The sequence below is a fragment of the Idiomarina aminovorans genome (assembly GCF_023155095.1).
Lineage (GTDB): Bacteria > Pseudomonadota > Gammaproteobacteria > Enterobacterales > Alteromonadaceae > Idiomarina > Idiomarina aminovorans.
In genome coordinates, this window is sequence record NZ_JAKNDA010000001.1 from 14814 (window position 1) to 38521 (window position 23708).

Sequence of the window (23708 nt, forward strand, 5' to 3'; positions counted from 1 at the left end):
AATGACGCACGGAAACCAAAACTTAGCACCGGCACCCCCTAGAGGTGTCGGCTTAAGTTTTAAAGCGGATTTTTATGACGCGGCCATGAAATGCGAAGAAAAAGAGCTTTGGTTTGAAGTTCACACTGAAAACTACTGCTCAATTGGTGGTCCGAGAAAGCGAATGCTAAAGCACTTATCTGAGCGCTTTCCATTGAGTTTTCATGGGGTGGCCGGTTCTTTAGGTAATAGGTCCGGTCAACAATCTGAGCATTTGCAAAATGTGCAGAAACTGGTTGGTGAATTCGAGCCTGCCTTGGTTTCGGAGCACGTTGCCTGGTCGGTTTATGAGCATGAATACCTTGCCGATTTACTCCCCATTAAGCGCAGTCACGAGGCCTTAAAAATTCTCGTTGATAATATTAATCGTTATCAGAATGCTATTGGCCGCCCCATTTTGGTGGAGAACCCGACTCACTATGTCACGCTTGAGCATGAACAGGGCGAACCTGAATTTTTAACTGAGGTAGCCCGGCGCAGTGGTTGCGGACTTTTAATTGACATTACCAACTTGTACTTAAGTGAGGTGAACTGCGGTATTAACGCGGCTAATTTTATTCAGAAAATTCCGGCTAACTACGTTGGTGAAATCCATGTAGCAGGATTTGAGCACGACAAATCGATAAATAATCTACTGATTGATAGCCATAGCCAAGCGGTACCAGAACCTATAAAAGAGCTACTGAAATTAGCCTGCCAAACTTGGGGAAACAAACCGACTTTACTGGAACGCGACGCAAATCTACCCGCATTTAACCAGTTATTAGCCGAGGGGCTGGAGCTGCATCGTTTGAAGCAGGAGTATTGTGATGTTGTCACTTGAACAACAGGTTATTGACTGCTGCCAGCGCGGCGATGCAACCAGTCCTTTCGCCATATACGCTAATAACAGAATGGTCGCTTTGCGTAATGCGTTGGAAAGCAATTTTCCCACGTTAATGGCACTAACGGGTAAAGAAGCTTTACGCCCGTTATTGCGCGAGTACTGTCAGCGCTTTCCCCCTGAGTCGCCTTATTTAGTCAATTATGGCGTTCAACTGGCTGATGTGTTTCGTGAACAAAACTGCTTTTTTGAAGCCGATATTGCAGCACTTGATTATGCCTGGCTATCGAGCTTAATGGCTAAAGATATACCCTCAGTGCAGGCGCATGAAATTACATCAGAAAAGGTATTAGCAGAACTTCAACTGCATCCGTCTGTACAAGTTGTTGCGTGCCGATATTCACACTTACAATCGTGGTTATCATACAGTGGTAAAGGTGATGCCGAAATGCTGTCTGACAGAGCAAAAGGCTCACAGGCAGACGTATTGTTTTATCGAAACGAAAGGCAACAGGTTAATTTAATGCTGTTATCTGAACCGGAGTCTCTTTTTGTTGAGTGCCTGGTTCAGGGCTTACCCGTCGAAGGGTCTTCTGAACGAGTCAGTTCTGATTATCCACCGTTTTCACTGAGTGACTGGTTTGGTCGTCTGTTAATGATTGGAGGACTTTGTCGTGAACAACTTGATAGGTAGGGTTATTTGGCTTAACCGGTGGCTGCGCGATTTTATTTTGCTGGGGGCAAGGTTATTGCTGGCTCATGCTTTTATAAAATCGGGATTGTCAAAGTGGAATACATGGTTTGACTTTAATGAGTCTAAATTAACCTTGTTTAAGTATGAGTTTTTTTGTCCTGACCCTCCAAGAGAGGGCGCTTTGCAGCTATGTGATAGCGAAACCTTAAGTTATGCACAAAATAGCTTCGGGCTTTGGATTGCCGAGTCGATGGCTTATATTGCCGCAATTACAGAAGTTGCGTTGCCGTTGCTGCTTATTATCGGCTTGTTAAGTCGACCTGCCGCTGCAGGATTGTTCGGTATGACATTATTTATCCAGTTGGCGGTTTACCCGGACTTAAATCATTTTATTAACCCTGCTGCCTGGTGGATGCTTGCCGCTCTAATTTTAGTCAGTTTTGGACCCGGCCGGTTAAGCCTTGATTATTTGATTAAAAAGAGTTTAATTAAGAAACGTTTTATAAAACAGAAGGGCACAGTATGAAACTTGTCCACAAAATGGTTTTAGCATTTGCGGCTATAGCAATTGTATTTGTGGTATTTATTGGTCTGATGACCTTTACCCTCAACGTCAACCAGCAGAGTATCGCTCAAATTGAACATTACAACTCGCAACTGGCGCACGCAGGAACCGCTCAGCGGTCTCTGTTGGCTATGGAGAACGGGCAGCGCGGTTTTGTTATTACCGGGTATGAGGACTTTATGGCACCTTATGAAAGCTCTCTGGAGCAGTTTAATCAGTCGTTGTCTACCCTTCGGCAGAGCGAGAAAAATGACAAGGAAAACGTACTTTTACAAGATGTTCGCGATATTTTTGATGGTTGGCACGAGATAGCCCTTATTCCAACATTAGATATGGCTAAAAGTGGCAAGCTGGCTGAGGCAAGGCGCTACATTGGGCAAGCTCGGGGCGAAATGCTGTTAGAGGATTTACGTTCTTTATTTAACGAATACAGAAACCTTAAAAGAAGTGCTATTGAACAACAGCAGCAGAAAGCCGAATTTTTTGATCAGCTCAGTGTTTGGGTTATGTTTGGCGGCGCCGCAGTGTTGCTCATTGTTATTGTTGTGGCTGCACTATCGGTGCGTCAGCAGTTAGTTACGCGTTTACAGCAAACTGTCGATGCGGCGAGAGCAATTGGGCAGGGAAATTTATTAGTTGAAATTGAAACCGATAAAAAGGATGAAGTTAACGAGTTGATGTCAGCCCTTGATGTAATGCGGCAACAATTGCAGAACATTTTAGGGGCGGTTAAACAGGCTGGTAACGAAATCCATCAAGTTGGTGATGACCTTGTCAATACTTCCGGCAGCTTGAGCCAAACGGTGAGAAAGGAAAGTGACGCTAGTGATGAAGTACTGCGAGCAATACAGTCGTTGAACGAGCACATTGAGCATGTTGCTGCTCAGTCGTCTCAGGCCGGTGAAGTTGCCTTGTCTTCCGGAGAAAATATGCACAAAAGTGCAGCGACAGTTGAGAGTGCTGTTAATAGTATGGAAGCTATTGCAACCTCAGTGAAAGAGTCTTCCGGTGATATTCATAGTTTAGGTGAGCAGTCGAAACAAATTACTGAAATTGTGGATACAATAAAAGTTATTGCAGATCAAACGAATTTATTGGCGTTAAACGCAGCCATTGAAGCCGCACGAGCCGGTGAGCATGGCCGTGGTTTTGCGGTGGTAGCGGATGAAGTCAGAGCACTTGCGACTCGAACCAGCACGTCAACGGGCGAAATTGAGTCCATGGTGCAAAAAATTCAGGACGTTGCTCAACGGTCAGTCGACCAAATGAACGAAGGTGTGGAGCGGGTGAATAAAGGTGTAAAAGAGGGGGAAGAAGCTAAACAGGCCATTCGTACTATTCAGTCTAACTTCGATGAGGTGGTTGCTTTGGTACAGGATATTTCGGCAGCACTTGACGAGCAAAAACAAACCAGTCAGGGGTTATCCAGCAGCACGGAACAGTTTCAAACCAGTGTTAATGAGACCGGTCAGGCGAGTCAGAGTACCAGTGCGGCTGCTGAGCAGTTAGATAGCCTGTCAGCGCAATTACAACAATCTTTAAAACAATTTAAATTGAAATAAACTGTGTTTGTAAATTTAGCGATAACTGCTGGCCGATACACCCTCGTAGCGTTTAAAAAATCGACTAAATGCTGTAGCTGACTGATAGCCGAGTTGTTCAGCGATTAACTCAAGCGGTAACTGAGTGTTTTTTAATAGCATTCGGGCTCGTTGCAGACGCAATTGGTCAACGAGCTTTTTGGGTGCCATTCCCGTTTGCCTGTGGCAACGGTCGGCGAAAGCGCTGGTTGATAAAAACGCCTGTTTTGCCATGGTTTCAACGCACCAGTCACCACCCGGCTCGTCTATAATAGCAAGCACTACGCCTCTTAGCTGACGATCCTGAAGTGCTGCTAATGGACCTTTCAACTCGGTGTGAGATGAAATCACAGCTCTGAGCAATTGTATCGCTAAAACATCGCTTAAGCGTTGAACCACGGTATTGCTACCAGCCTCACCTTTCCTGGTTTCTTCACGAATCATGGTTATTAATGACTGCATGGACTGAGCTTGATTTTGGTGATTTAAAATAACCCATGGCGGGAGTAACCGAAATACCGTATCGGTGGTTGCGGAGGGGCTGTTAATGTCGTAGCAAACAATACCATTTTGCTCATGTTCAGGCTGACAGAAATTCGCTATTTTGTCTTCGCTAATTGGGGTTGGAATTGGGCGCCGGCTAACAAAATGAGAAACACCTTGGTTTACAAAAATAACGTCGCCGCCATGCAATTGAGTAACAGCGCTTTGGTCAGCTGGAAAGCCAAACCAGCAGTCACCTTCGGTAACTAAGTGCAAGGCGGCTTTTTCGGGCTCATCGGCCATGAGTGTCCAGTCACCACATAAACCTGACTGGAAGTGAAACTCAGTTCCCTGGGCTACCTGGTTAAGCAAAGCATCAACGCTGTCTGTTATTTTAGTGGTGTTTTTCGGTGTTTCTGTCATGTCATTTATTTTGTCTAAATGCCAACATAGAGCCAGTAAATCATTCACCCTGAACTTAGTAAAGAGGAGCTTTCAATTGGCGATTCGTTCAGTCGTATTAGCCAGGCCGCATCCTGATATTGTTGGCGACATGGCTCCTTTTTTAAAAGAGTTAGGAGTGACTGTAGAGCAAGTGACCTGTTTGTCTCATGTTCAACAAAAAATCACCAGCACTACCGACGCCGTGGTCGTCTCTTTGGCCGTAACATCTGCCGTTAAAGCGTCGGTTGATCGGGTTTTAGGTGAGGTGATGCGCGCGAATCCAAAGGTTAGGCTTATTTTCTCCAGTGAATTACCTTTGCGAAAAAAATATAAAAACTTGAATTATGTGTTGGGTCGTTATTTTAGAGAAGTACCGGATATAATGAGTGTTGAAGACCCAATAACGCTTAATTCAGAAACTATCTGTCTGTATATTTGTGGTAACGATTTAAAAAATACAAAGACTCGAGAAGTACTCAGCCAGATAATTAAGACTTGGTAAAACCAAAATGCAACTAAGTTACGTTTATAGTCGACTTAATAAAAACTTTAGGATGTTATAAGTGAAAAAACTGACAGTTTTAGCGTTTGTACCCGCCTTAGCTCTGGCTCAGGAAAAACCCATGGAAATTATAGAGGTGATGGGCCGTGACGACGGCAGCGTTGTGTTGCCGTCTGAACAGGGAACCGAAGGGGTATTTGGTTTAGCGGAAAGCCTGCAGGATATTCCGCGTGCTGCCACGGCTATCAGCGCCTTCTTAATGGAAGAGGCTGCGATCAATGACTTACACGACATTGCTCGTTTTGCTCCCAACAGTTTTGCGGCCGCCGGTTTTGGTAACCCGTCGTTACCGACATTGCGCGGGCAGCTGGGTGAGTTGTACGAAGCCGGTATGCGCCGTCAAGCGGGGAATAATGGGCTCGGTATTCCCATGTCGTTTAATGCCATTGAGGGCATAGCGGTAGTTAAAGGTGCCCCACCGGTAATGCTGGGAACTTCTCAGCGTGTCGGCGGTTTTGTGAACTTACAACCTAAAACCGCGCGGCTAAATGAGTCAGACTCAACCTTGAAAGCGCAGCTTGGCAAGTGGAATAAGTATCGGTTGCAGCTTGACCACAATTGGGTATTAAAAGATAACGAGCAAGGTTTGAGGATCAGCGCAGAATATGTCGATGAAGACAGCTTTTACGATTTTGACGAACATCGCAGTGATGACATTTTGCTGGCTTACAAGTTTTCTCCGAATGAAGACACTCAATTTGATGTGTCGCTGGAATATTATGACGTAGAGTGGACCGATAACGCCGGTATCAACCGTCCCACTCAGAATTTAATCGATAATAACGTCTACATTACCGGGCAGGGCGTTCAGTCAAATGGCTCTCGTGTTCCGGGAGCAGGAGCCATTGTAAGCCCAATCGGTGAAGTGGAAATTGATCGCAGCACCACACTGACCGACCCGCTGGACACCAATACTGCAGAAACAACGTTGTTGCATGCCAAACTTCAGCATTGGTTAAGTGACGATATGGTCTTAGTTAACCGCACTTATTATCAATATTTAACGCGTGAGGGCATTAACCAGAACAGCTTTGTCGAAATTATTGATGATGCGCATACGTTTGAAAACCGCACTGAACTTCATATCAATAAAAAGACAGTGGTCGGTGTTAACGTGCGGGTAAATGATGTGCTCGGCTACAGTCAATTCTCTACCGAGGCCGATAACCCCATTGATTTGACGGGCCCGCTCAGTAATCGCCGCATTCCTTTAACCAATGAACAGAAGGCGGGTTTAATTGAGCTGCGTCCGGGGTTATTTGTGTCACCGGGTGGACAATATGATGTAAACGGCGATGGCAGCGGCGATTTTATTACCTCAGATACCACGGATTCAAAAAGTTACCAGTGGGGTGTTTTCGCCCAACATGAGCTGGATATTACGGATAAATGGCGCATTACCGGTGGTATAAGAGCCGACTATTACGACGTTGACGCGAAAGATCCGATTCCTCCGCAAGGTGTTGAAGCGGCCAGCGATACCCACAACGACTGGCTAACTGCGGTGAGCTTATCAACTCAGTATAACTGGACACCAGAACTGACCTTTTATGCAACGGCCTATGAAAGTGATTCAACCTCAAACTCTATGGCCGGTGGCACCGTATTAAATGGTGCGGGGGAAATCGATTCGCAAAACTTTGCCACAGAAAATTCATTGTATGAATTGGGTGTCAAATATGCCCCTGACAGCGCACGCTGGTATGCCGATGCCGCAGTTTTTGATCAAGAGCGAAGCTTGCGTAATCGCGACGGCTCTAACAGTGGCATTCGCACCGAAGGTTTTGAAACGCAATGGCACTACGCTCACGAAAACGGTTATTGGTTAACCTTAGCGGCCAGTTATATTGATGCCTACTTTGACAATTCAGCAGCATTCCAGGGGACCGGTCAAGTAGCGGATATCTTCGACGATTCACGGCCGGATATTATAGAAGGAACTGGTGTGGGCTCGCCCAGCTTTACAGCATTTGCAGCATCGCAACAGCGGCTGCAGGGAATTCCTCAAGTACAGGCATCAGCTGTGGCGGGCTGGAATATTACAGAAAAATGGTCCGTAGGCGCTGATTTAAGCTATACCAAGCACTACCCGTTGGATTATCTGCAAACCGTTTTTATACGGGATCAGCATACCTTAAACCTGAACGCGCGCTACCGCTTTAATGAGCAACTCAGTGCCCGGGTAGATGTGTTTAACGCCACCGATCAGGACAACTGGTCACCGGTATTCGAGGGTGGTTATTTTGGCGCTACGCTGGCGTTTCCGTCGCAGCCACGGCATGCTCGTTTGAGTGTTAATTACACGTTCTAAAGCTGGCGTAATAAATTAAATGATCTATAATAAGACCTGTTAATAGTCTTTTAGGAGGTCTTATGAAAACGGTTAGACCCATTTATGCACGTAACTCAACCAGTATTAGTGAGTTAAAGAAAAACCCGATGGCCGTTGTTGAAGAGTCTCACGGCGAGCCTGTGGCAGTTTTGAATCGAAACCAACCGGCGTTTTACTGTATTCCGGCAGCAACCTACGAGGCACTAATGGAAGAGCTGGAAGACAGGGAATTGCTGGAGTTAGTTAAAAAACGCCAACACGAAGACGAAGTTGAGGTGAATATCGATGACTTATAAGCTGACGTTTAAACGTTCAGCTCATAAGGAATGGAAGAAGTTGAACAAGGATGTTCAGGCGCAATTTAAAGCCAGACTAAAACAAAGTATCGAATTACCTCATGTCCTGTCGTCCCGTTTAAAGGGAATGGATAACTGTTACAAAGTGAAATTGCGAAAACTGGGTTATAGATTGATGTATCAAGTACGAGACTCTGAGCTTGTGATTACCGTTGTAGCGGTAGGTAAACGCGATAAAAACAGAGTGTATATTAACGCTCAAAAGCGATTGGATTAATTTTTATGTCATTTAAAAAGTTGTTGTTACTACTGGTTATTATTGCGCTTTTTGTCAGTGCTTTTGCGTTTGATGTAACGCAATATCTGTCACTGGATGTGTTAAAGGAGAAACAGCAGCAGCTGAATCAGCTTTTTGTGGACTATCCTTTCACAGTATTCGCTGTCTATTTTGTGATTTATGTGGTGACAACGGCTTTATCGCTGCCCGGAGCTGCCATTCTAACGCTGGGCTCCGGCGCTATTTTTGGTCTCGGATGGGGGCTTTTATTAGCCAGCTTCGCCAGCTCACTTGGCGCATTCCTGGCCTTTTTAAGCGCCCGCTTTATTCTGCATGACTGGGTGCAGGAAAAGTTCGGGGACCGTTTAGCCGCTATCAACAGAGGAATGGAGCGCGACGGAGCATTCTACCTGCTGAGCCTGCGCTTAGTGCCGCTGTTTCCGTTTTTTGTTATTAACCTGGTAATGGGGCTCACCAAAATAAAAACATGGACGTTTTATTGGGTCAGCCAAATTGGCATGTTGCTGGGTACCGCGGTTTACGTTAACGCGGGGACTCAATTAGTTCAGATATCCGGTCTGGGAGATGTTGTGTCTGCTGACCTAATAGGTGCCTTTGTTCTGTTGGGTATTTTCCCTCTTATTGCGAAAGCGATATTGGCTTTTCTTAAACGCCGTAAAGCGTTCAAGGGTTATAAAAAGCCGAAGTCTTTTGATAATAATTTAGTGGTGATTGGCGCTGGTTCAGCCGGGTTGGTTAGTGCTTACATAGCGTCAGCGGTAAAAGCCAAAGTGACGCTTATTGAAAAACATAAAATGGGTGGCGACTGCCTGAATACCGGCTGTGTGCCTTCTAAAGCTTTATTGCATGTTGCTGAACTGGCTCATAATGCGCGTAATGCCGGAAGAGTTGGCATTAATGTTGGAGAAGTTTCGGTTGACTTCAAACAAGTCATGCAGCAAGTGAAATCGGTTATAACAGAGATTGAGCCGCACGACTCTGTTGAACGCTACACCAAGTTGGGTGTGGATGTGGAGCAGGGCGAAGCCCGCATTATTTCTCCCTGGGAAGTTGAAGTAACCAACAACGTTGAAGGTAAGCAGGAAACTAAACGCATTACCACCCGCAGCATTATTATTGCCACCGGCGCTAAACCGCTGGTACCGAAGTTTGAAGGTCTGGATAAGGTGGATTATCTAACCTCTGACTCACTGTGGGAGCTGCAAAACTTACCGAAACGTCTGCTTGTTCTTGGCGGCGGGCCAATCGGTTGCGAATTGTCTCAGGCGTTTCAGCGTTTAGGTTCACAAGTGACTCAGGTGGAAATGGCTGACCGCTTAATGGGACCGGAAGACGAGGATACCGCTAACCTGCTGACCCAGCGCCTGGCCAGCGAAGGCATTGATATTAAGCTGAACCACAAAGCGGTGCGTTTCGAGCAACATAATGGCGAGTCAGTTCTGATTGCAGAGCACGCTGTTGACGGCAAGAGCCAGGAGGTTGAGCTGCCGTTTGATAAAGTGCTGATTGCGCTGGGACGGCAGGCTAATATTTCAGGCTTTGGGCTGGAGGAGCTCGGTGTACAGACTGGCAAAACCGTCAGCACCAACGAAATGTTGCAAACCAACTTTCCCAATATCTATGCCTGTGGCGATGTTGCGGGGCCTTATCAATTTACGCACGCAGCGGCGCATCAGGCCTGGTATGCGTCGGTTAACGCGTTATTTGATCCAATAAAAACGTTCAGAGTGGACTACTCTGTGATGCCGTGGGTGACTTATACCTCGCCGCAAGTCGCAAATGTTGGTTTAACTGAGCAACAGGCGAAAAAAGAAAATAGAGAATATGAAATTACCGAGTACGATATAGGAGAGCTGGATCGTGCGATAACAGATGACAATGCCTACGGTCGGGTGAAAGTGCTGACCAAACCGGGCAAAGACGAGCTGCTGGGTGTGAGTATTGTTGGGCCGCAAGCTGGTGAGCTGCTGGCGGAGTATGTACTGGCCATGAAACATGGTATTGGTCTGAATAAAATACTGGGCACCATACACAGTTACCCGACGCTGGCAGAAGCGAATAAATACGTGGCCGGTGAATGGAAGCGGGCAAATGCTCCTGAGAAGTTGCTAACATGGGTAGAGAAGTTTCACCGCTGGCGCCGAAGTTAATATGCGTTTTATTACTGCCATCAGTTTATTGCTTGTTTCGCTGTGCATGGCGCTGCCGCTAAAAGCGGAAGTGGTTAATTTCTATGCCTGGGGTGGTTCGCAGGAAGTTAATAATTACTTACGCTGGGCTCAAAAGGAGTTGAAAGCTGAAGGTATTCAACTGCGGCATAATAAAGTGGCGGATGCATCTGAAGTGGTGAAACAACTGATTGAGGGTCAGTCGAACGCTGACCTTATCTGGATAAACGGTGAAAACTTTCATGCGTTGAAAAAAGCCGGGGCTTTAAGGTCTGTAGTGGGTGAGATTAAAGCCATAAATCAGGTTAATCCGGAACTGAACTGGCAAACCGACTTTGGCGAGTCGGTTAATGGACTGGAAGTTCCGTGGGGCGTGGGGCAGTTTAACCTGATTAGCCGCCCGGGGCTTTTTGCCCAAAATACAGTGAGTGCGGAAGCGCTGCTTAACGTCGCCTGGGATAATAAAGGTCGCCTTAGTTACCCCAAACCACCAGATTTCCATGGCACCACCTTTTTAAAGTCGCTGTTGTTGTCGTTGCACTCGCAGCAACGCGAGGTATTTCAGCAGCCTAGAAACAGTGTGGCTGCAAAAGCACTGACTGAGCCATTATGGAACTACCTGGATAAACTGCACCCGCTCCTGTGGCAGCAGGGCGAAAATTTTCCATCGTCGGCCGGCGAGCAAATATCATACCTGGCAAATGGTCAGTTACTGATGGCGGTCAGTTTTAACCCCAATGACTATAAAGTTTTGGTCAATCATGGGCGTTTGCCCGGGGGCGTTGAACGCCATACTTTATCTGACAAAGCGATAACCAATACACATTATTTAGCGGTTCCGATCAGCTCTCGTAACCCGGAAGAAGCTAAAGCGGTGATTGAGTTTTTGTTGTCAGAAAAAGCGCAGCAACGAAAAGCGGATATTAACCGTTGGGGCGATCCTTCCGTTCTCAAAAACAAACCGCAAAGCGAAGGTAAAGGCTCATCGTTGTTAGAGCCAACCAATGACTTTCATGCCAGCTGGCAGGACTATCTGGAGCGGGAATGGTCCGCACGCTATCAATAGTTGTCTGGTTACTGCTGATTATTTTACCCATTGGCAGCGGTGTGCTATTTCTGCTGCTCTCGTCGTTTCATCCGCAAACCGTTGTTAACTCAGCGGCTTTAGTGAACTTACTGTCTGAGTATGAATCTATCGTCGGCAGTTTTATGCTGGCGGTTGTTGCGCCCCTGGGAGCTTGTTATTTGGCGTTATGGATGGCGCCCGGGTTACTGCAGAGACCACGTTTGCAACAGTTGCTCTCGCCTTTGCTGTCCATTCCTCACGTATCTTTTGCGGTCGGGCTTATGCTGTTAATGAGCCCGTCGGGCTGGCTGATTCGTTTAGTTGATAGCGTTAGCGGCCTGTTCCCGAGCCCGCCTGCAGGCTGGCCGCTGCCGGAAAAGTCGCTAGTAACCGTGATGGTTGTGCTGGTGTTAAAAGAGCTGCCGTTTTTATTGCTAATGATATCGGCTCAGTTAAAGCAGTTACCGGTAAGCTCCTGGCTTACTCAAGCCCAGAGCTGCGGTTACAGTGAACGTCAGGCCTGGTGGCGTATTGTTGCTCCTGAACTTTTGCGCCGCCTAACCCTGCCTATGGCGGCAGTGATCATTTACTCACTTTCAGTGGTTGATATTCCGTTGCTGGTTGGCAGTAATACACAAGCCCTGCTGGCGCAGCGAGTGTATGAATGGACGTTTCAGTTTTCGACCGACAGCCAGGTTAAGTCAATAACAGGTGCCTGGGTTTTATTGGCTATGGCTTTCGTTTTACTGCTGATTAACACCCGGCATGCAGCCATGTACCGTTGTCTGGTGTTGTGCAAAAAAGTAAACACACGCTCGGCCTGGTGGAACTCGAATAAGGCCAGCCAATACGTCTGGGCATTACTGGGTATTCTGGCGCTCGCCATTATCGTTATTTTAGCGCTGCAGAGCTTAGCGTCACATTGGTTTTATCCAACCCTGTGGCCTGCCTCTCTAAGCCTGGAGCGTTGGCAAACAGAAGGGCCTTATTTAGCCGAGCCCGCTAGCTACAGTTTTTGGCTGGCACTGACCAGTGCGCTGTTCGGTACCCTTGCGGCAATTGTTTTATTACAAAGACAACGACAAAAAGCGGCAAACGCTTTTTACTGGCCGGTGCTGATTGCGTTGTTTATTCCCCAGGTACCTTTAATATTAGGTTGGCAATTTGTGCTCAGGGAGCCGTTGAGTGACGGTTGGCAAATTGGCTGGGTGCTTTGGTCGCACGCTGTTTATACCTTGCCATACTCTTATCTGGTCTTATACGGTGCCTATGTTCGTTTTGACCAACAATGGCTCACCCGGGCCCAAAGCCTGGGGTATTCTGCACGTGAGGCCTGGTGGCGAATTATGCTGCCAATGTTGAAGCAGCCTATCGCCGTGGCTTTTGCGGTGGCCTTTGCGGTCAGTATTGCCCAATATCTGCCAACTCAATGGCTGGGGCAGGGGCTTACTCCCACATTAACGACCGAAGCCGTTAGTGTTGCCAGTGGCGGAGACTGGCGCATCGGCAGCCTTTACGCGTTACTACAGATGTTGTTACCGCTGGTGGTGTTTGTTGCTATCGGTTTAATCAGGACCCAAAGCTATGCTGAACATTCGTAACCTTAACATTGGGACACTGTCAGACAGTGCTATGACACCTTTGTTAAGCGTGGAAGAGTTGACGATTAATAAAGGTGAAATTGTCACCCTGATGGGCCCCAGCGGTGTGGGTAAGTCCACTTTACTGCGTTGGGTTTTAGGCGAGTCATTACCTTATTTCTGTATTGAGGGCGAGCTGACATTAAACGGAAAAAACATTGGCGACCTTTCAATTGCAAAGCGTCAGTTGGGCATGATGTTTCAAAAAGGCGGTTTGTTTCCGCACTTAACGGTTAAGGAAAACTGCCTTTTTGCACAAAAGGCACGCTCAGTTCTGCCGGTTAAACAACAGAAGGGAAAAGCCTCAACCATGCTAAAAAAGCTAGGGCTTTGGGAGAAGTGGAGCGTTTACCCCGATAGCTTAAGCGGCGGACAGTACGCCCGCATTGCACTCATATGTTCGTTACTGGCAGAACCGCAGGCAATGTTACTGGATGAACCTTTTTCGGCACTTGATGCTAATTTGCGTGAAGAAGTCAGGCAGTGGGCGTTTGCACAGTTACAGGAAAAGGAAATACCGACTTTGTTGGTGACCCATGATCGCGCGGATGCCTGCGGCCGTATTCTTAAACTAGAGCAGGGGGAGATACAACAAGAGGTGGCCAATGTTTGATCCCAAAATTCTTCCAGTAACCCGAAAAGTCCTGAATACTCCGGCCCGGATGCTGGTGCGTTTAGGAGTGAATGCGGATCAGGTGACCATAGCCGGCTTTTTGATAGGCTTGCTGACAGTTCCGTTGTTGGCGTTTGAGTACTACCAACTGGCATTGGTCGCTATTTTGCTAAACCGGTTGTTTGACGGTCTGGACGGCGCGGTAGCAAGACGCACCCAGTTAACGGACGCCGGCGGCTTTCTCGATATTGTGCTGGATTTCATTTTTTACAGCGCCGTGGTGTTTGGCTTTATGCTGGCAGCTCCGGAACAAAACGCAATTGCGGCCGGCGTTTTGTTAGTGACTTTTATGGGAACAGGGTCGACTTTTCTGGCTTTTGCCAGCGTGGCGGGCAAACGTGGTATTGAAAACCCCGCCTATCCGAGCAAGTCTTTGCATTACATGAGTGGTTTAACCGAAGGTTTCGAGACGATTCTGGCTTTTGTTGTTTTTTGCCTATGGCCGCAACATTTTGCCGTATTGGCTTATGTGTTTGCCGTCGGGTGCTGGGTGACAGCAATAACCCGTATTGTGGCAGGTTATCGCACACTGAAGCAGCCAGCGGCAAAGCCGGAGAACCGCAATGTCTGAAACCGCCTGGCGTTTAATTATTTTTGTTGGCGTTTTGCTTATTATGGTGCTGTGGGAATTTTCCTCACCGAAGCGACAACCCCGCCACAGTCGTAAACAGCGCTGGCCGGCGAATCTTGCCATAGTTGCCGTGGATACGGTATTGCTTAGAATTATTGCACCTGTTGGCCTGACGGGCGTGGCACTTGTTGCTGCGGAAAATGGCTGGGGGCTTTTAAATTCCATCAACAAATCTGGAACTGGGATACCCTTCTGGGTCGCAGTAGTCGCAAGCATTGTGGTACTGGATATTGTTATTTACTGGCAACATCGGCTATTTCATCGAGTTCCTGTTTTATGGCGCATGCACCGGGTTCATCACGCCGACCCTGATTTTGACGTGACCACCGGCTTGCGCTTTCACCCTGCTGAAATTGTGTTGAGTTTTATTATTAAAGCCGTTGCTGTTGTGGCGTTGGGTGCTCCTGCACTGGCGGTGATAGTATTCGAAGTTATTCTTAATGCCTGCTCGCTGTTTAATCATGGCAATGTAGCCTTACCCAAACCAATAGAGCGAGTGGCGCGAAAAGTGCTTATTACCCAAGAGCTGCATCGCATTCACCACAGTGTGGAAAAAGAAGAAACCAACAGCAATTACGGTTTTAGTGTCAGTTGGTGGGATCACCTGTTCAGAAGTTATACCGGCAAAGCAAAAGCGGGTTCTGATCACATTGATATTGGTCTTAAAGAGTACAGAGACTCAAAAGTAACCACTAAGCTTTGGGGGTTATTGAAGATTCCTTTTAAAAGCCATTAATAGTAGCTTGAGACGGCGAGAAACAGTTTGCGTCCCCGGCAGGAGTCGAACCTGCGACCTTTCGCTTAGGAGGCGAGCGCTCTATCCAACTGAGCTACGGGGACTTGTTGCGAATTATGCCAGAAGCTGACTCGGGTTTCATCCTTAGTTAACCGGCACTACCCAGTCATTGACCTGAATATTGTGCAGCATGTTCCCCTTGGTGAGTTCCGCTGTAGCGGTGGACTGCTGCACCTGGGATACCTCAACCTCAAATTCACTGACCTGCCATTTTTGGCGGTAACGCCCTTGGTCATCAGTAAAGTGACTGGGCTGAACAACTTTAAGTTTGTCGCCCGGTGTGACATTGTGCTTTTCACCTAAATTGAACTGCAGTGTGTTCTCGTCAACCGCAATAATCCTCGCCCGCACCGGCTTGCAAACCACTTGCTCTTTTACCCCAGAAGCTAAGTCGCGCAGGCCACTATCAAGCGCTGCACCGAAGGGTTCATTCCAGAATTTAGCGGTGGCAACATCCACGTTAGTAGTGCGGTCAAAAGTCCAGGGTTGGGTATCTTCAACCCGGGCACGGGTCACCAGCTGCCCGGTGGTTGCATCCAGCAGGTAAAGCGTTAAGGCGTAGTGACGATTGGGGTCGCTGGACCAAAGCCAGCCAGAGCTGGTGTCCATCATCGCCAGGTCGTCAAACAGACCAAATATGACAAACTGGCTGTCATTGGCTAAACCAAGGCTGCGAGCCATGCGGCCTAACGCTTCAAGGTTCAAACCATTGAGAGCATGATTTAAACCGGCATGACGTTGTAAGGTGTGGGCAATATGAAGTTGGCTGCCAACGCCACCCAGTTCACGAGCCAGACGCTCTGCTGCTACTTTGCCTATTTCCCAAATTTGCCCCCAGGTGCCGTGCGCGCGGTCACGCAACTCAAACGGAATAACCGTGACTGAATTTTTGTAGCTGCTGCGGGTGCAATCCCCTTCGCGGTTCCAGATATCGGCTCGCAGTTGGACAATAACGCGGTCGTTACGAACTTCTTCGCGGATAATAGTGACCTGGTCAACATTGCCCTGGCTGTTCCATTGGGTTTCGGTGTTGCGCAGAACCCCGTCAACAACTTGTTGAATACTGGAGATATTGCCACCGGAAGTCAGTAAGGCTTGCTGAAGAGCGTTTTCAATTGCTTTTTCACGCGCTTTATCGGTATCACCGTTAATAATTCGAGCAGTGCCTTTAGCTTCAACCCAGCGCGCTTCGCTGGGCATAGCGATAAAAAAAACAGAGGTGATCAGCAGCAGGGTTTTCCAGTTCATGGCGTTAATGCATCCCAAGTGTCAGTTTTTAGTCGTTACCTTTTCTACCGGAATTAATTGCAAAAACCCTGCCATGTTTAATGAACTTAAGCAGAGCTTAATAATAAACCACACGCTTTACTTTTTGCTGGCGGTTGGTGCTTTGATACAAGCGGTGTACTTTCTCGAAATCAAGTCGTAGCTCGGTGGCATAGTATTCGCCAACGGTATAGGTTTTTACCACTTCAGCACCACGGATAACACCATCCACAGAGGCCTGAAAGCTGTCCTGGCTTAACGCCCAGCTTTCAACTGAACTGCCGCCGGCAATTCGTTGACCGTAGACTTGCTCGGCGAGCTCGCGATAGGCAGCGAGTTTTGAAGCGCGCATAGCATTTAAATCTTTAAGCCGTGAGTTTTCGCCTTGCTGGGTTTCAATAGGCGCATAGCCAACCGCATTAAGCACAGGAAACTTGTCAGGCGTCTGGGTTTCCCATTCTACGTGTTTTTGATCATGCGCTAAGTTGTTGTAGGCACTACAACCGCTTAATAACAGTGCAGATGCGAGTAACGCGAAAGAGAGTAAATGCTTAGCCATAACGACCTCTGATTGAACAAAGTACTTATGGTTGTAACGGCTGAACGGTCAAAATCTTTAGCGGATTTTGCCTTTACTGTTGTAGGTGAGGGTATCTTTTCGTGCAGATTGCAAAATGGTTTGCTTCAATTGCTCAATGCTGTTCAAAGTAGCTTGAACCACGCGTTCATTAACCTGACTTTGGTGTTGAACATCAGCCAACGTGTTTTGAATAGCAGCGACCGCTTCAGACAATTCCGGATCATCTTTTAACTGCTCTTTGTCAGGGTGCTGATTCAGCTGCTCATCAAGCTCAGTAATGCGTGTTAAAACTTTATCTTTCTCTGCCGTAACCGAGTTAACATCGGCGTGCTGGCGATCAACAATAGCGTTCAGTTCGCGTTGCTGTAGTAGCGCAAGCGTATCCAGTGAATCCGCCATTTCCTGTAGCAAGTCATTAACAGGTGCCAGCACGGCCATTATTCACTATTACCGTTACTGAACAAATCAGACTCAAACTGAGCCAATTTATTGGCTAGCTGTTCTACATTAATTTTATAGGAGCCGCTTTCAATATCTGCTTTTATTTTGTCAACTTTGGCCTGATCTACGCCGCTGCTGTTCATGGCTTTTTCTTGTAAGCTGCCAAGCTGTTGCGCTTCGCTGGTTAAAGAAACCGCGTCTCCGCCTTTTGATGATACATCGGCAGGCTTTTGCTGAGCATCATTTTGCACTTGGCGATTATTGGGTTTGCTGTCAATGTTGGCGTTTTTTAAGCCTGCATTGTTGATATTAATTGGCATTGTTTTTAGCCTCGCTGGATAGAATGTATCGATTAGTTGTCGACCACACTTTAAAAAACTTAAATAAAAATTTCAGCACGTAGTCCGGTGTTCACGTCAGGTTCTGGGTAAGTGCTTCATAAGTTGACGGTCACTTCATTCAGTCCTGTGACAACAGCCTGCAACGACTTGTTCGAACGTGCGTTTTCAACAACAACAGACTCACCTTTAAGACCATCAGCTAAAGCTTTTCCGGCGGCAGTAATTCGCAAGGTTTTGTCCTGAGCAACTATTGTAACGCTTTGGCCTTCACATACAAGACACGTATCGCTGGCATTGATAGCCTGGCCTGCTGCAATACGCTTTTTAATACGGGCTCCCACTAAAACACTCATATCTGTGAAGACATTGGAGCGAACCCGGTTAAGATCCACTTCGGAAAAAACTAAGTCGCCTTCACTTATCATTTGCCCGGGAGACATTGGGCCTGCCGCTGCGACCACATTTTTATAACGGTAAACACGAACCGGCACATAAGTCCGCCAGCCCGGTGCCGGCAGACACTCAATTTCTATTGTTGTATAGCTATCAAGCGTTGCATTATTCGCCAGCTCAACTTTTGGTGGTTTTGAACAAGTTTTTGGTGTCATTCGCGGGTCAAGGTTATTGGCAACAACTTCAACACGACCGTTATTCGGTGCTGAAACCCGCTGCGCCACATAATTATGAGCCATTTCCTGTAAAACTTTGTAATTGAAGCGCAAGTTGTCGTTTGCGCGGCTCTCATTGGCGTTAACGGCATTAAAGCTACAAAAAAATGTACCGACAAAAAAAATCGAACTGATCAGCAGCGATTTACGTACTATCATAAAATATCCTGATGTATTTCGTTAAGGTTCTCTGGTCGAGTGCCGAAAAAAACGGTATAACGTCAAAAGTTCGGCAGTTCGATAATTTCAGTATGGTTATTGTTGATGTAAGCAAATACCGTGCCGAAGTAAAGATAGCCTGCCACTGCCACCATATAACAGGAGTGAACAATGGCCAGTATTCTCGATTCAGTGAATCAACGTACGCAAATGGTCGGGCAAAATAGATTGGAGCTTTTGCTCTTCTATTTAAACGGTAAGCAGCGCTTTGGTATTAATGTATTTAAAGTACGCGAAGTATTGCCGTGTCCGAAATTGACGGCGATGCCTCACCGCAATCCGCTCATTTGTGGTGTCGCCCACATTCGCGGCCAGACCATATCCATTATTGATTTGAGCATGGCGACAGGCGGGCGGGCTTTAACGGACATTCAGAACCGCTTTGTTGTTATATCGGAGTACAACCGGACCATACAAGGGTTTTTAGTTGAAGGCGTTGACCGTATCATTAATACCAATTGGGAAAACGTTATGCCACCGCCTAAAGGTACTGGCAGAGACGCTTATCTGACGGCAATTACAAAAGTTGATGACGAGTTGATTGAGATTATTGACGTAGAACGGATTTTGGCAGACATTATGCCTGCGAATACTGATGTCAGTGATGAAGTCGCTAATGCAGCCATTAATGTGAAAAAAGAAGATTTAACGATTTTAATTACTGATGATTCATCGGTTGCCCGTAACCAAATAAAACGTGCCTTACAGACATTAGATATAAAGCTTGAAGTCAAAAAGAATGGTAAAGAAGCACTGGATTATCTGAAAGAAAAAGCAAAAGAAGTCGGTGGCTCTGTTCACCCGCATGTACCCGTTTTGGTGTCTGACGTGGAGATGCCAGTTATGGATGGTTATACTTTAACGGCTGAGATAAAAGCCGATCCCAATTTAAGTGATATTCATGTTATTTTGCATACATCATTGAGTGGCGTCTTTAATCAGGCTATGGTGAAGAAAGTCGGGGCTGATGATTTTATTGCAAAATTTCACCCGGATGAGCTGGCAACAGCCGTTCAAAAATGGCTTAATGCAGTAGTAGACTGATGCGTTTGCATCAGGTCATATGTGTAACCTGACGTAAAGGTCAGGCTATGAATGAAAATCGAAACGGAAGCTGTTGACATAACGTGATAGATCGCGAATTAAGTTTATCGGAATATCAGGAATTTCGTCAGTTCCTCGAACACCAGTGTGGAATCGTACTGGGTGAAAGTAAATTGTACCTGGTTAAGAGCCGTCTAAGCCCGCTAATGGCGCGGTTTAATGTCGACTCCTTAGCTGAGCTTGTAAAGCGCTCTATGAAAATTAGCGAGCGTGCTTTGCGCGCTGCGGTTATTGATGCAATGACCACTAACGAAACCTTGTGGTTTCGCGACACCTATCCATTTGAAATTTTGAACGACAGAATTCTTCCCGAATATAAACAACATCCGGGACCTTTGAAAATATGGTCGGCAGCGTGTTCATCCGGGCAGGAACCCTATTCCATTGCGATGACATATTTAGAGTATAAAGCGAAGAACCCGGGCGCATTACGGGCTGGCATAAAAGTAACAGCAACAGATATTTCCAATAAAGTGCTGGAGCAATGCGGTATTGGTGAATACGACAGTCTCGCGCTGGCGCGTGGACTATCCGCAGAACGGCGAAAAAAGTTTTTTACCGATGCCGCAAGTAAGCCCGGCTCTATGAGAATTAAAGATGAGCTAAAGCAATTCATTCATTTTCGTCATTTGAACTTATTAGACAGCTACTCTTTGCTGGGTAAATTCGATGTCATTTTTTGCCGTAATGTCCTTATTTATTTTGCTCCGGATGTAAAGCGGAAAATAATTGCCCAATTCCGGCAATCACTGAACCCCGGTGGCTATCTTTTTCTCGGTGCCTCAGAGTCTATCTCCGGACTGACCGACGATTTTGAGATGGTTCGCTGCCAGCCCGGCATTATTTACAAAAGAAAGTAACCTACCTTAGAAAATAATTGGTTAGAAACACCTTCCTTTAAATTGGCATGCTTCCTGCATTGTTTTCACTATCGAACACTGTGGAGACAAAAATATGGCACTTTCCATGGACAAACTAATGGGAATACAGCAGCACACGCTGGGTGTACGCACTCAGCGCGCGGAGCTTATTGCCAACAATATTGCCAATGCAGATACCCCCGGCTACAAAGCTAAAGGTCTGGATTTTCAAAAAGCGCTGCAACAAGCACAGCGTGGAATGGAAACCCATAAAATGGCACGCACTCACGACAAGCATTTCAACGTTGAGGTTGAAGCCCAGGGCACCGAAAAGTTCAGGGTTCCTAACCAACCGGATACTGGTGACGGCAACACCGTTGATGTGCAGTTGGAACAAAACTTGTATGCACAAAATGCACTGGAATATGAAATGACCATGAACTTTCTCGATGGCCGCATCAGCGGTGTGAAGAAAGCCCTGGGCGGACAAGGGAGGTAATACGTCATGAGTCTACTTAATATTTTTAATGTGACCGGTTCTGCCATGAGTGCGCAGTCAGTGAGGCTGAATACTACGGCCAGTAATCTGGCTAACGCCAACTCAGTCAGTAGCAGTATTGATGAAACCTATCGTGCCAGAAACCCGGTTTTTGCAACCGCTCTGGCTGATGCCAATGGTAATTACCGGGGGAATAGTCTGACCAATCAGACGCAGGCGGGTCAGGAAGCAGGTGTGAAGGTCATGGGCATCGTTGAGAGCCAGGACCCGCTGCAAATTGAGTATGCGCCCAATCATCCCATGGCTGACGAAAGCGGTTACATTTACCGGCCAAACGTCAACACCATGGAAGAGATGGCTAATATGATTTCGGCTTCGCGTTCCTACCAGACCAATGTGCAGGTAGCGGACACTGCCAAAACAATGACACAGCGTTTATTGCGTCTGGGTCAAGGGTAAGCAGGAGATAACAAATGGAAGGCGTAAGCAATAATTCTCTCATCGACAGCATGAAATGGAAGAAAGAAGACGATGCCAGATATGCTGATCCGGATGAGCAAGGAAAGCTGGAGCAGGAAGATTTTTTCAAACTGCTGACTGAGCAGTTGAATATGCAGGACCCGTCTAAGCCGGTTGAGAATGATCAAATGATTGCTCAGATGACCAGCTTTACGATGGCAGAGGGCATTAGTGGCTTGTCGGACCGATTTGACCAATTTGCAACAGACATGACCTCAAACCAGGCGTTGCAGGCTTCGACCATGGTGGGGCGCAAAGTGCTGGTGCCAACTGACCAGGCTAACCTGGAGTCAGGCGCTGGCGTAACGGGCATGATTGCGACCCCGCAGACGGCGCAAAATGTGAAGATCAATATTAAAGATTCAACCGGTGCACTGGTTAAAACCGTTGATGTTGGTGATATGGCTCAGGGCACAAAAGAGTTTGAGTGGGACGGGGTAATGTCTAACGGTGAAGAAGCACCCGCCGGAAATTACTCTTTCTCAGTGAACGCTAATGTTGGTGGTCAGACCGAAGAATTACCCATACAGATGCATGCTCGCGTGCAAAGTGTCAGCACCGGTGGTGACCGCGGTGTGGTTTTGAATCTTAAAGGATTAGGCGGCATCAAGCTTTCTGATGTGACTGAAATTAGTTAACAGGTGAGGTGACCTATGTCATTTAATATTGCACTCAGCGGTATCAACGGATCCCAGAAAGATCTGGATACAACCGCGAATAACATATCGAACGTGAAAACAACCGGCTTTAAGCAGTCTCGTGCAGAATTTGCGGATGTTTACGCGAGCAGTATTTTTAATGCCGGTAATACTAAGGTGGGTGACGGTGTTTTGACCTCTTCGGTCGCTCAGCAATTTAGCCAGGGGACTTTAGATTTTACCGAGAACGCTCTCGATATGGCTATTAGCGGCAATGGTTTTTTTGCAACGACCGATGGTTTAGGCTCACGCGATCTAACTTACACCCGTTCAGGTGCGTTTAAGCTGAATGATAATAAGTTTATAGTCGATAATCAGGGGAATTACCTGCAAGGTTACCAGGTTGACCGCAATAGCGGTACAACCTCATCCGTTGCGTTGGCAACCACTCAGCCTATCCGTATTCCGGATGTTGCGGGTGCGCCACAGAATACGGACAATGTATTTACTGCGTTCAACGTGGATGCGCGTCGTTCACCCATTAATGGTGCGGCTAATCCGTTTGATCCAGAGACACCAAGTACTTACCACAGCTCTACGTCAGCAACTATTTATGACTCGTTAGGTGAATCGCACACCTTGTCGACCTATTACGTGAAGCGAGACAATAACCAGTGGGATGTCTACACCACTTTTGACGGTGATGAAATTGATATGACCCCTACGGGTACGGCCGCTGCATCCCCGGATGCTTCAATTAACGGCAGTACAGGCTTGCAGTTGACCTTTTTAGGTAACGGTGAACCAGATGTTCCTGCGGGGCAAACCACTTTTGATCCGGGAGCAATCGATCTGTCAGGTAATAACGCAGCCGGCGACCCCTATTTAAACAATGGTGCAGATGCTCAAACGGTTCAGTTCAACTTTCAGGACTTGAGTGGTACAACATCACCCACTCAGTTTGCTTCAGATTTTGAGGTAACAAACTTGGATCAGGACGGCAGTACAGTCGGTCGTTTGACAAACGTTGATATCGATAAATCAGGCCTTATAGCGGCAACTTATTCAAACGGTGATGTGCAGTATTTAGGTCAGGTTGCAATTGTTCGCTTTGCAAACGAACAGGGCCTAACCCAAATTGGTGGTACAAAGTGGCGTGAGAGTATCGATTCTGGTGAGCCTTTGTCCGGCGAAGCAAACACTGGTACTTTTGGTGGTATAGAAGCCTCTGCGCTTGAAAACTCAAACGTTAACCTGACTAAAGAATTGGTTGATTTGATTACCGCTCAGCGTAACTTCCAGGCAAACTCGCGTTCGCTTGAGGTGAATAACACCATTAATCAGACCATTCTTCAGATTCGATAAATAACTTTGCTTTTATCGGTTAAAAAGACGCCTGCTGGCGTCTTTTTCGTTTCTGGCACGGAATCTGCATAATTTAAATTGTAAAAGTTTAGACGACAAATTTTTGGCTGGAGGTCAG

At 46.9% G+C, this 23708-nt stretch carries 26 protein-coding genes and 1 tRNA gene; 20 read left to right on the forward strand and 7 right to left on the reverse strand.

Going from position 1 to position 23708, the window contains the following annotated elements; genetic code table 11:
• The first annotated feature begins 1 nt into the window (after position 1).
• The 4 genes from L8G48_RS00095 to L8G48_RS00110 are packed head-to-tail and all read left to right on the forward strand — an operon-like array spanning position 2 to position 3683.
• Positions 2 to 862: an MbnB/TglH/ChrH family RiPP precursor modification enzyme gene (locus L8G48_RS00095; RefSeq protein WP_248262585.1), complete on the forward strand. Its 861-nt coding sequence runs from the start codon at positions 2 to 4 to the stop codon at positions 860 to 862.
• The gene (locus L8G48_RS00100) at positions 849 to 1556 is read left to right on the forward strand and encodes an HvfC/BufC N-terminal domain-containing protein (RefSeq protein WP_248262586.1); all 708 of its coding nucleotides are present in this window, start codon (positions 849 to 851) and stop codon (positions 1554 to 1556) included. Before L8G48_RS00095 ends, L8G48_RS00100 begins: the two co-directional genes overlap by 14 nt.
• Complete coding sequence (locus L8G48_RS00105; protein WP_248262587.1) at positions 1537 to 2082, forward strand: DoxX family protein; 546 nt, start codon at positions 1537 to 1539, stop codon at positions 2080 to 2082. Before L8G48_RS00100 ends, L8G48_RS00105 begins: the two co-directional genes overlap by 20 nt.
• Complete coding sequence (locus L8G48_RS00110) at positions 2079 to 3683, forward strand: methyl-accepting chemotaxis protein (protein WP_248262588.1); 1605 nt, start codon at positions 2079 to 2081, stop codon at positions 3681 to 3683. Before L8G48_RS00105 ends, L8G48_RS00110 begins: the two co-directional genes overlap by 4 nt.
• Before the next feature lie 15 nt (positions 3684 to 3698).
• Here the strand turns inward: L8G48_RS00110 and L8G48_RS00115 are convergent, their stop codons facing one another.
• Complete coding sequence (locus L8G48_RS00115) at positions 3699 to 4607, reverse strand: AraC family transcriptional regulator (RefSeq protein ID WP_248262589.1); 909 nt, start codon at positions 4605 to 4607, stop codon at positions 3699 to 3701.
• On the opposite strand from L8G48_RS00115, the gene L8G48_RS00120 reads away from it, so the two are divergent.
• The 10 genes from L8G48_RS00120 (at position 4606) to L8G48_RS00165 (ending at position 15030) form a co-directional block, all read left to right on the forward strand.
• Entirely contained in the window at positions 4606 to 5130 is a 525-nt protein-coding gene (locus L8G48_RS00120; RefSeq protein WP_248262590.1) for a hypothetical protein, read from the forward strand. The genes L8G48_RS00115 and L8G48_RS00120 overlap by 2 nt on opposite strands.
• A gap of 121 nt (positions 5131 to 5251) precedes the next feature.
• A complete protein-coding gene (locus tag L8G48_RS00125) occupies positions 5252 to 7501 on the forward strand; it encodes a TonB-dependent receptor (protein WP_282444581.1) in 2250 nt (749 codons plus the stop codon).
• Between the two features lie 62 nt (positions 7502 to 7563).
• Positions 7564 to 7818, forward strand: a complete 255-nt coding sequence (locus tag L8G48_RS00130) for a type II toxin-antitoxin system Phd/YefM family antitoxin (protein ID WP_248262592.1) — start codon at positions 7564 to 7566, stop codon at positions 7816 to 7818.
• Entirely contained in the window at positions 7808 to 8095 is a 288-nt protein-coding gene (locus L8G48_RS00135; RefSeq protein ID WP_248262593.1) for a type II toxin-antitoxin system RelE family toxin, read from the forward strand. Before L8G48_RS00130 ends, L8G48_RS00135 begins: the two co-directional genes overlap by 11 nt.
• A gap of 5 nt (positions 8096 to 8100) precedes the next feature.
• Complete coding sequence (locus tag L8G48_RS00140; protein ID WP_248262594.1) at positions 8101 to 10266, forward strand: dihydrolipoyl dehydrogenase family protein; 2166 nt, start codon at positions 8101 to 8103, stop codon at positions 10264 to 10266.
• Position 10267: 1 nt separating this feature from the next.
• Positions 10268 to 11350 (forward strand): ABC transporter substrate-binding protein, encoded by a 1083-nt coding sequence (locus L8G48_RS00145; RefSeq protein ID WP_248262595.1) that lies wholly within the window; start codon positions 10268 to 10270, stop codon positions 11348 to 11350.
• Positions 11329 to 12951: an ABC transporter permease subunit gene (locus tag L8G48_RS00150; protein WP_248262596.1), complete on the forward strand. Its 1623-nt coding sequence runs from the start codon at positions 11329 to 11331 to the stop codon at positions 12949 to 12951. Before L8G48_RS00145 ends, L8G48_RS00150 begins: the two co-directional genes overlap by 22 nt.
• Positions 12935 to 13603: an ATP-binding cassette domain-containing protein gene (locus L8G48_RS00155; protein WP_248262597.1), complete on the forward strand. Its 669-nt coding sequence runs from the start codon at positions 12935 to 12937 to the stop codon at positions 13601 to 13603. The genes L8G48_RS00150 and L8G48_RS00155 overlap by 17 nt, the downstream gene beginning before the upstream one ends.
• Positions 13596 to 14234, forward strand: a complete 639-nt coding sequence (locus L8G48_RS00160) for a CDP-alcohol phosphatidyltransferase family protein (protein ID WP_248262598.1) — start codon at positions 13596 to 13598, stop codon at positions 14232 to 14234. Before L8G48_RS00155 ends, L8G48_RS00160 begins: the two co-directional genes overlap by 8 nt.
• The gene (locus tag L8G48_RS00165; protein ID WP_248262599.1) at positions 14227 to 15030 is read left to right on the forward strand and encodes a sterol desaturase family protein; all 804 of its coding nucleotides are present in this window, start codon (positions 14227 to 14229) and stop codon (positions 15028 to 15030) included. The genes L8G48_RS00160 and L8G48_RS00165 overlap by 8 nt, the downstream gene beginning before the upstream one ends.
• A gap of 30 nt (positions 15031 to 15060) precedes the next feature.
• On the opposite strand, the gene L8G48_RS00170 is transcribed toward L8G48_RS00165, so the two are convergent.
• From L8G48_RS00170 to flgA, 6 genes are all read right to left on the reverse strand, one after another.
• Positions 15061 to 15134, reverse strand: a tRNA-Arg gene (locus tag L8G48_RS00170).
• A gap of 40 nt (positions 15135 to 15174) precedes the next feature.
• Positions 15175 to 16338, reverse strand: coding sequence for a flagellar assembly protein FlgT (locus L8G48_RS00175; RefSeq protein WP_248262600.1), 1164 nt, complete (start codon positions 16336 to 16338; stop codon positions 15175 to 15177).
• Between the two features lie 97 nt (positions 16339 to 16435).
• Positions 16436 to 16915 carry an LPP20 family lipoprotein gene (locus tag L8G48_RS00180; RefSeq protein WP_248262601.1) on the reverse strand — a complete coding sequence of 160 codons (480 nt, stop codon included), beginning with the start codon at positions 16913 to 16915 and terminating at the stop codon, positions 16436 to 16438.
• Between the two features lie 57 nt (positions 16916 to 16972).
• Entirely contained in the window at positions 16973 to 17374 is a 402-nt protein-coding gene (flgN, locus tag L8G48_RS00185) for a flagellar export chaperone FlgN (RefSeq protein ID WP_248262602.1), read from the reverse strand.
• Complete coding sequence (gene flgM, locus L8G48_RS00190) at positions 17374 to 17697, reverse strand: flagellar biosynthesis anti-sigma factor FlgM (protein WP_248262603.1); 324 nt, start codon at positions 17695 to 17697, stop codon at positions 17374 to 17376. Before flgM ends, flgN begins: the two co-directional genes overlap by 1 nt.
• A gap of 116 nt (positions 17698 to 17813) precedes the next feature.
• A complete protein-coding gene (flgA, locus tag L8G48_RS00195; protein ID WP_248262604.1) occupies positions 17814 to 18545 on the reverse strand; it encodes a flagellar basal body P-ring formation chaperone FlgA in 732 nt (243 codons plus the stop codon).
• A 171-nt stretch (positions 18546 to 18716) separates the two neighbouring features.
• On the opposite strand from flgA, the gene L8G48_RS00200 reads away from it, so the two are divergent.
• From L8G48_RS00200 to flgE, 6 genes are all read left to right on the forward strand, one after another.
• Positions 18717 to 19649 carry a chemotaxis protein CheV gene (locus L8G48_RS00200; protein ID WP_248262605.1) on the forward strand — a complete coding sequence of 311 codons (933 nt, stop codon included), beginning with the start codon at positions 18717 to 18719 and terminating at the stop codon, positions 19647 to 19649.
• 83 nt (positions 19650 to 19732) lie between these two features.
• Positions 19733 to 20569, forward strand: coding sequence for a CheR family methyltransferase (locus L8G48_RS00205; RefSeq protein ID WP_248262606.1), 837 nt, complete (start codon positions 19733 to 19735; stop codon positions 20567 to 20569).
• Positions 20570 to 20663: 94 nt separating this feature from the next.
• Positions 20664 to 21068 carry a flagellar basal body rod protein FlgB gene (flgB, locus tag L8G48_RS00210; protein WP_248262607.1) on the forward strand — a complete coding sequence of 135 codons (405 nt, stop codon included), beginning with the start codon at positions 20664 to 20666 and terminating at the stop codon, positions 21066 to 21068.
• Positions 21069 to 21074: 6 nt separating this feature from the next.
• Positions 21075 to 21527, forward strand: a complete 453-nt coding sequence (gene flgC / locus L8G48_RS00215; RefSeq protein ID WP_248262608.1) for a flagellar basal body rod protein FlgC — start codon at positions 21075 to 21077, stop codon at positions 21525 to 21527.
• 14 nt (positions 21528 to 21541) lie between these two features.
• Positions 21542 to 22225, forward strand: coding sequence for a flagellar hook assembly protein FlgD (gene flgD / locus L8G48_RS00220; protein ID WP_248262609.1), 684 nt, complete (start codon positions 21542 to 21544; stop codon positions 22223 to 22225).
• Between the two features lie 15 nt (positions 22226 to 22240).
• Entirely contained in the window at positions 22241 to 23590 is a 1350-nt protein-coding gene (flgE, locus tag L8G48_RS00225; protein ID WP_248262610.1) for a flagellar hook protein FlgE, read from the forward strand.
• Positions 23591 to 23708 lie beyond the last annotated feature (118 nt).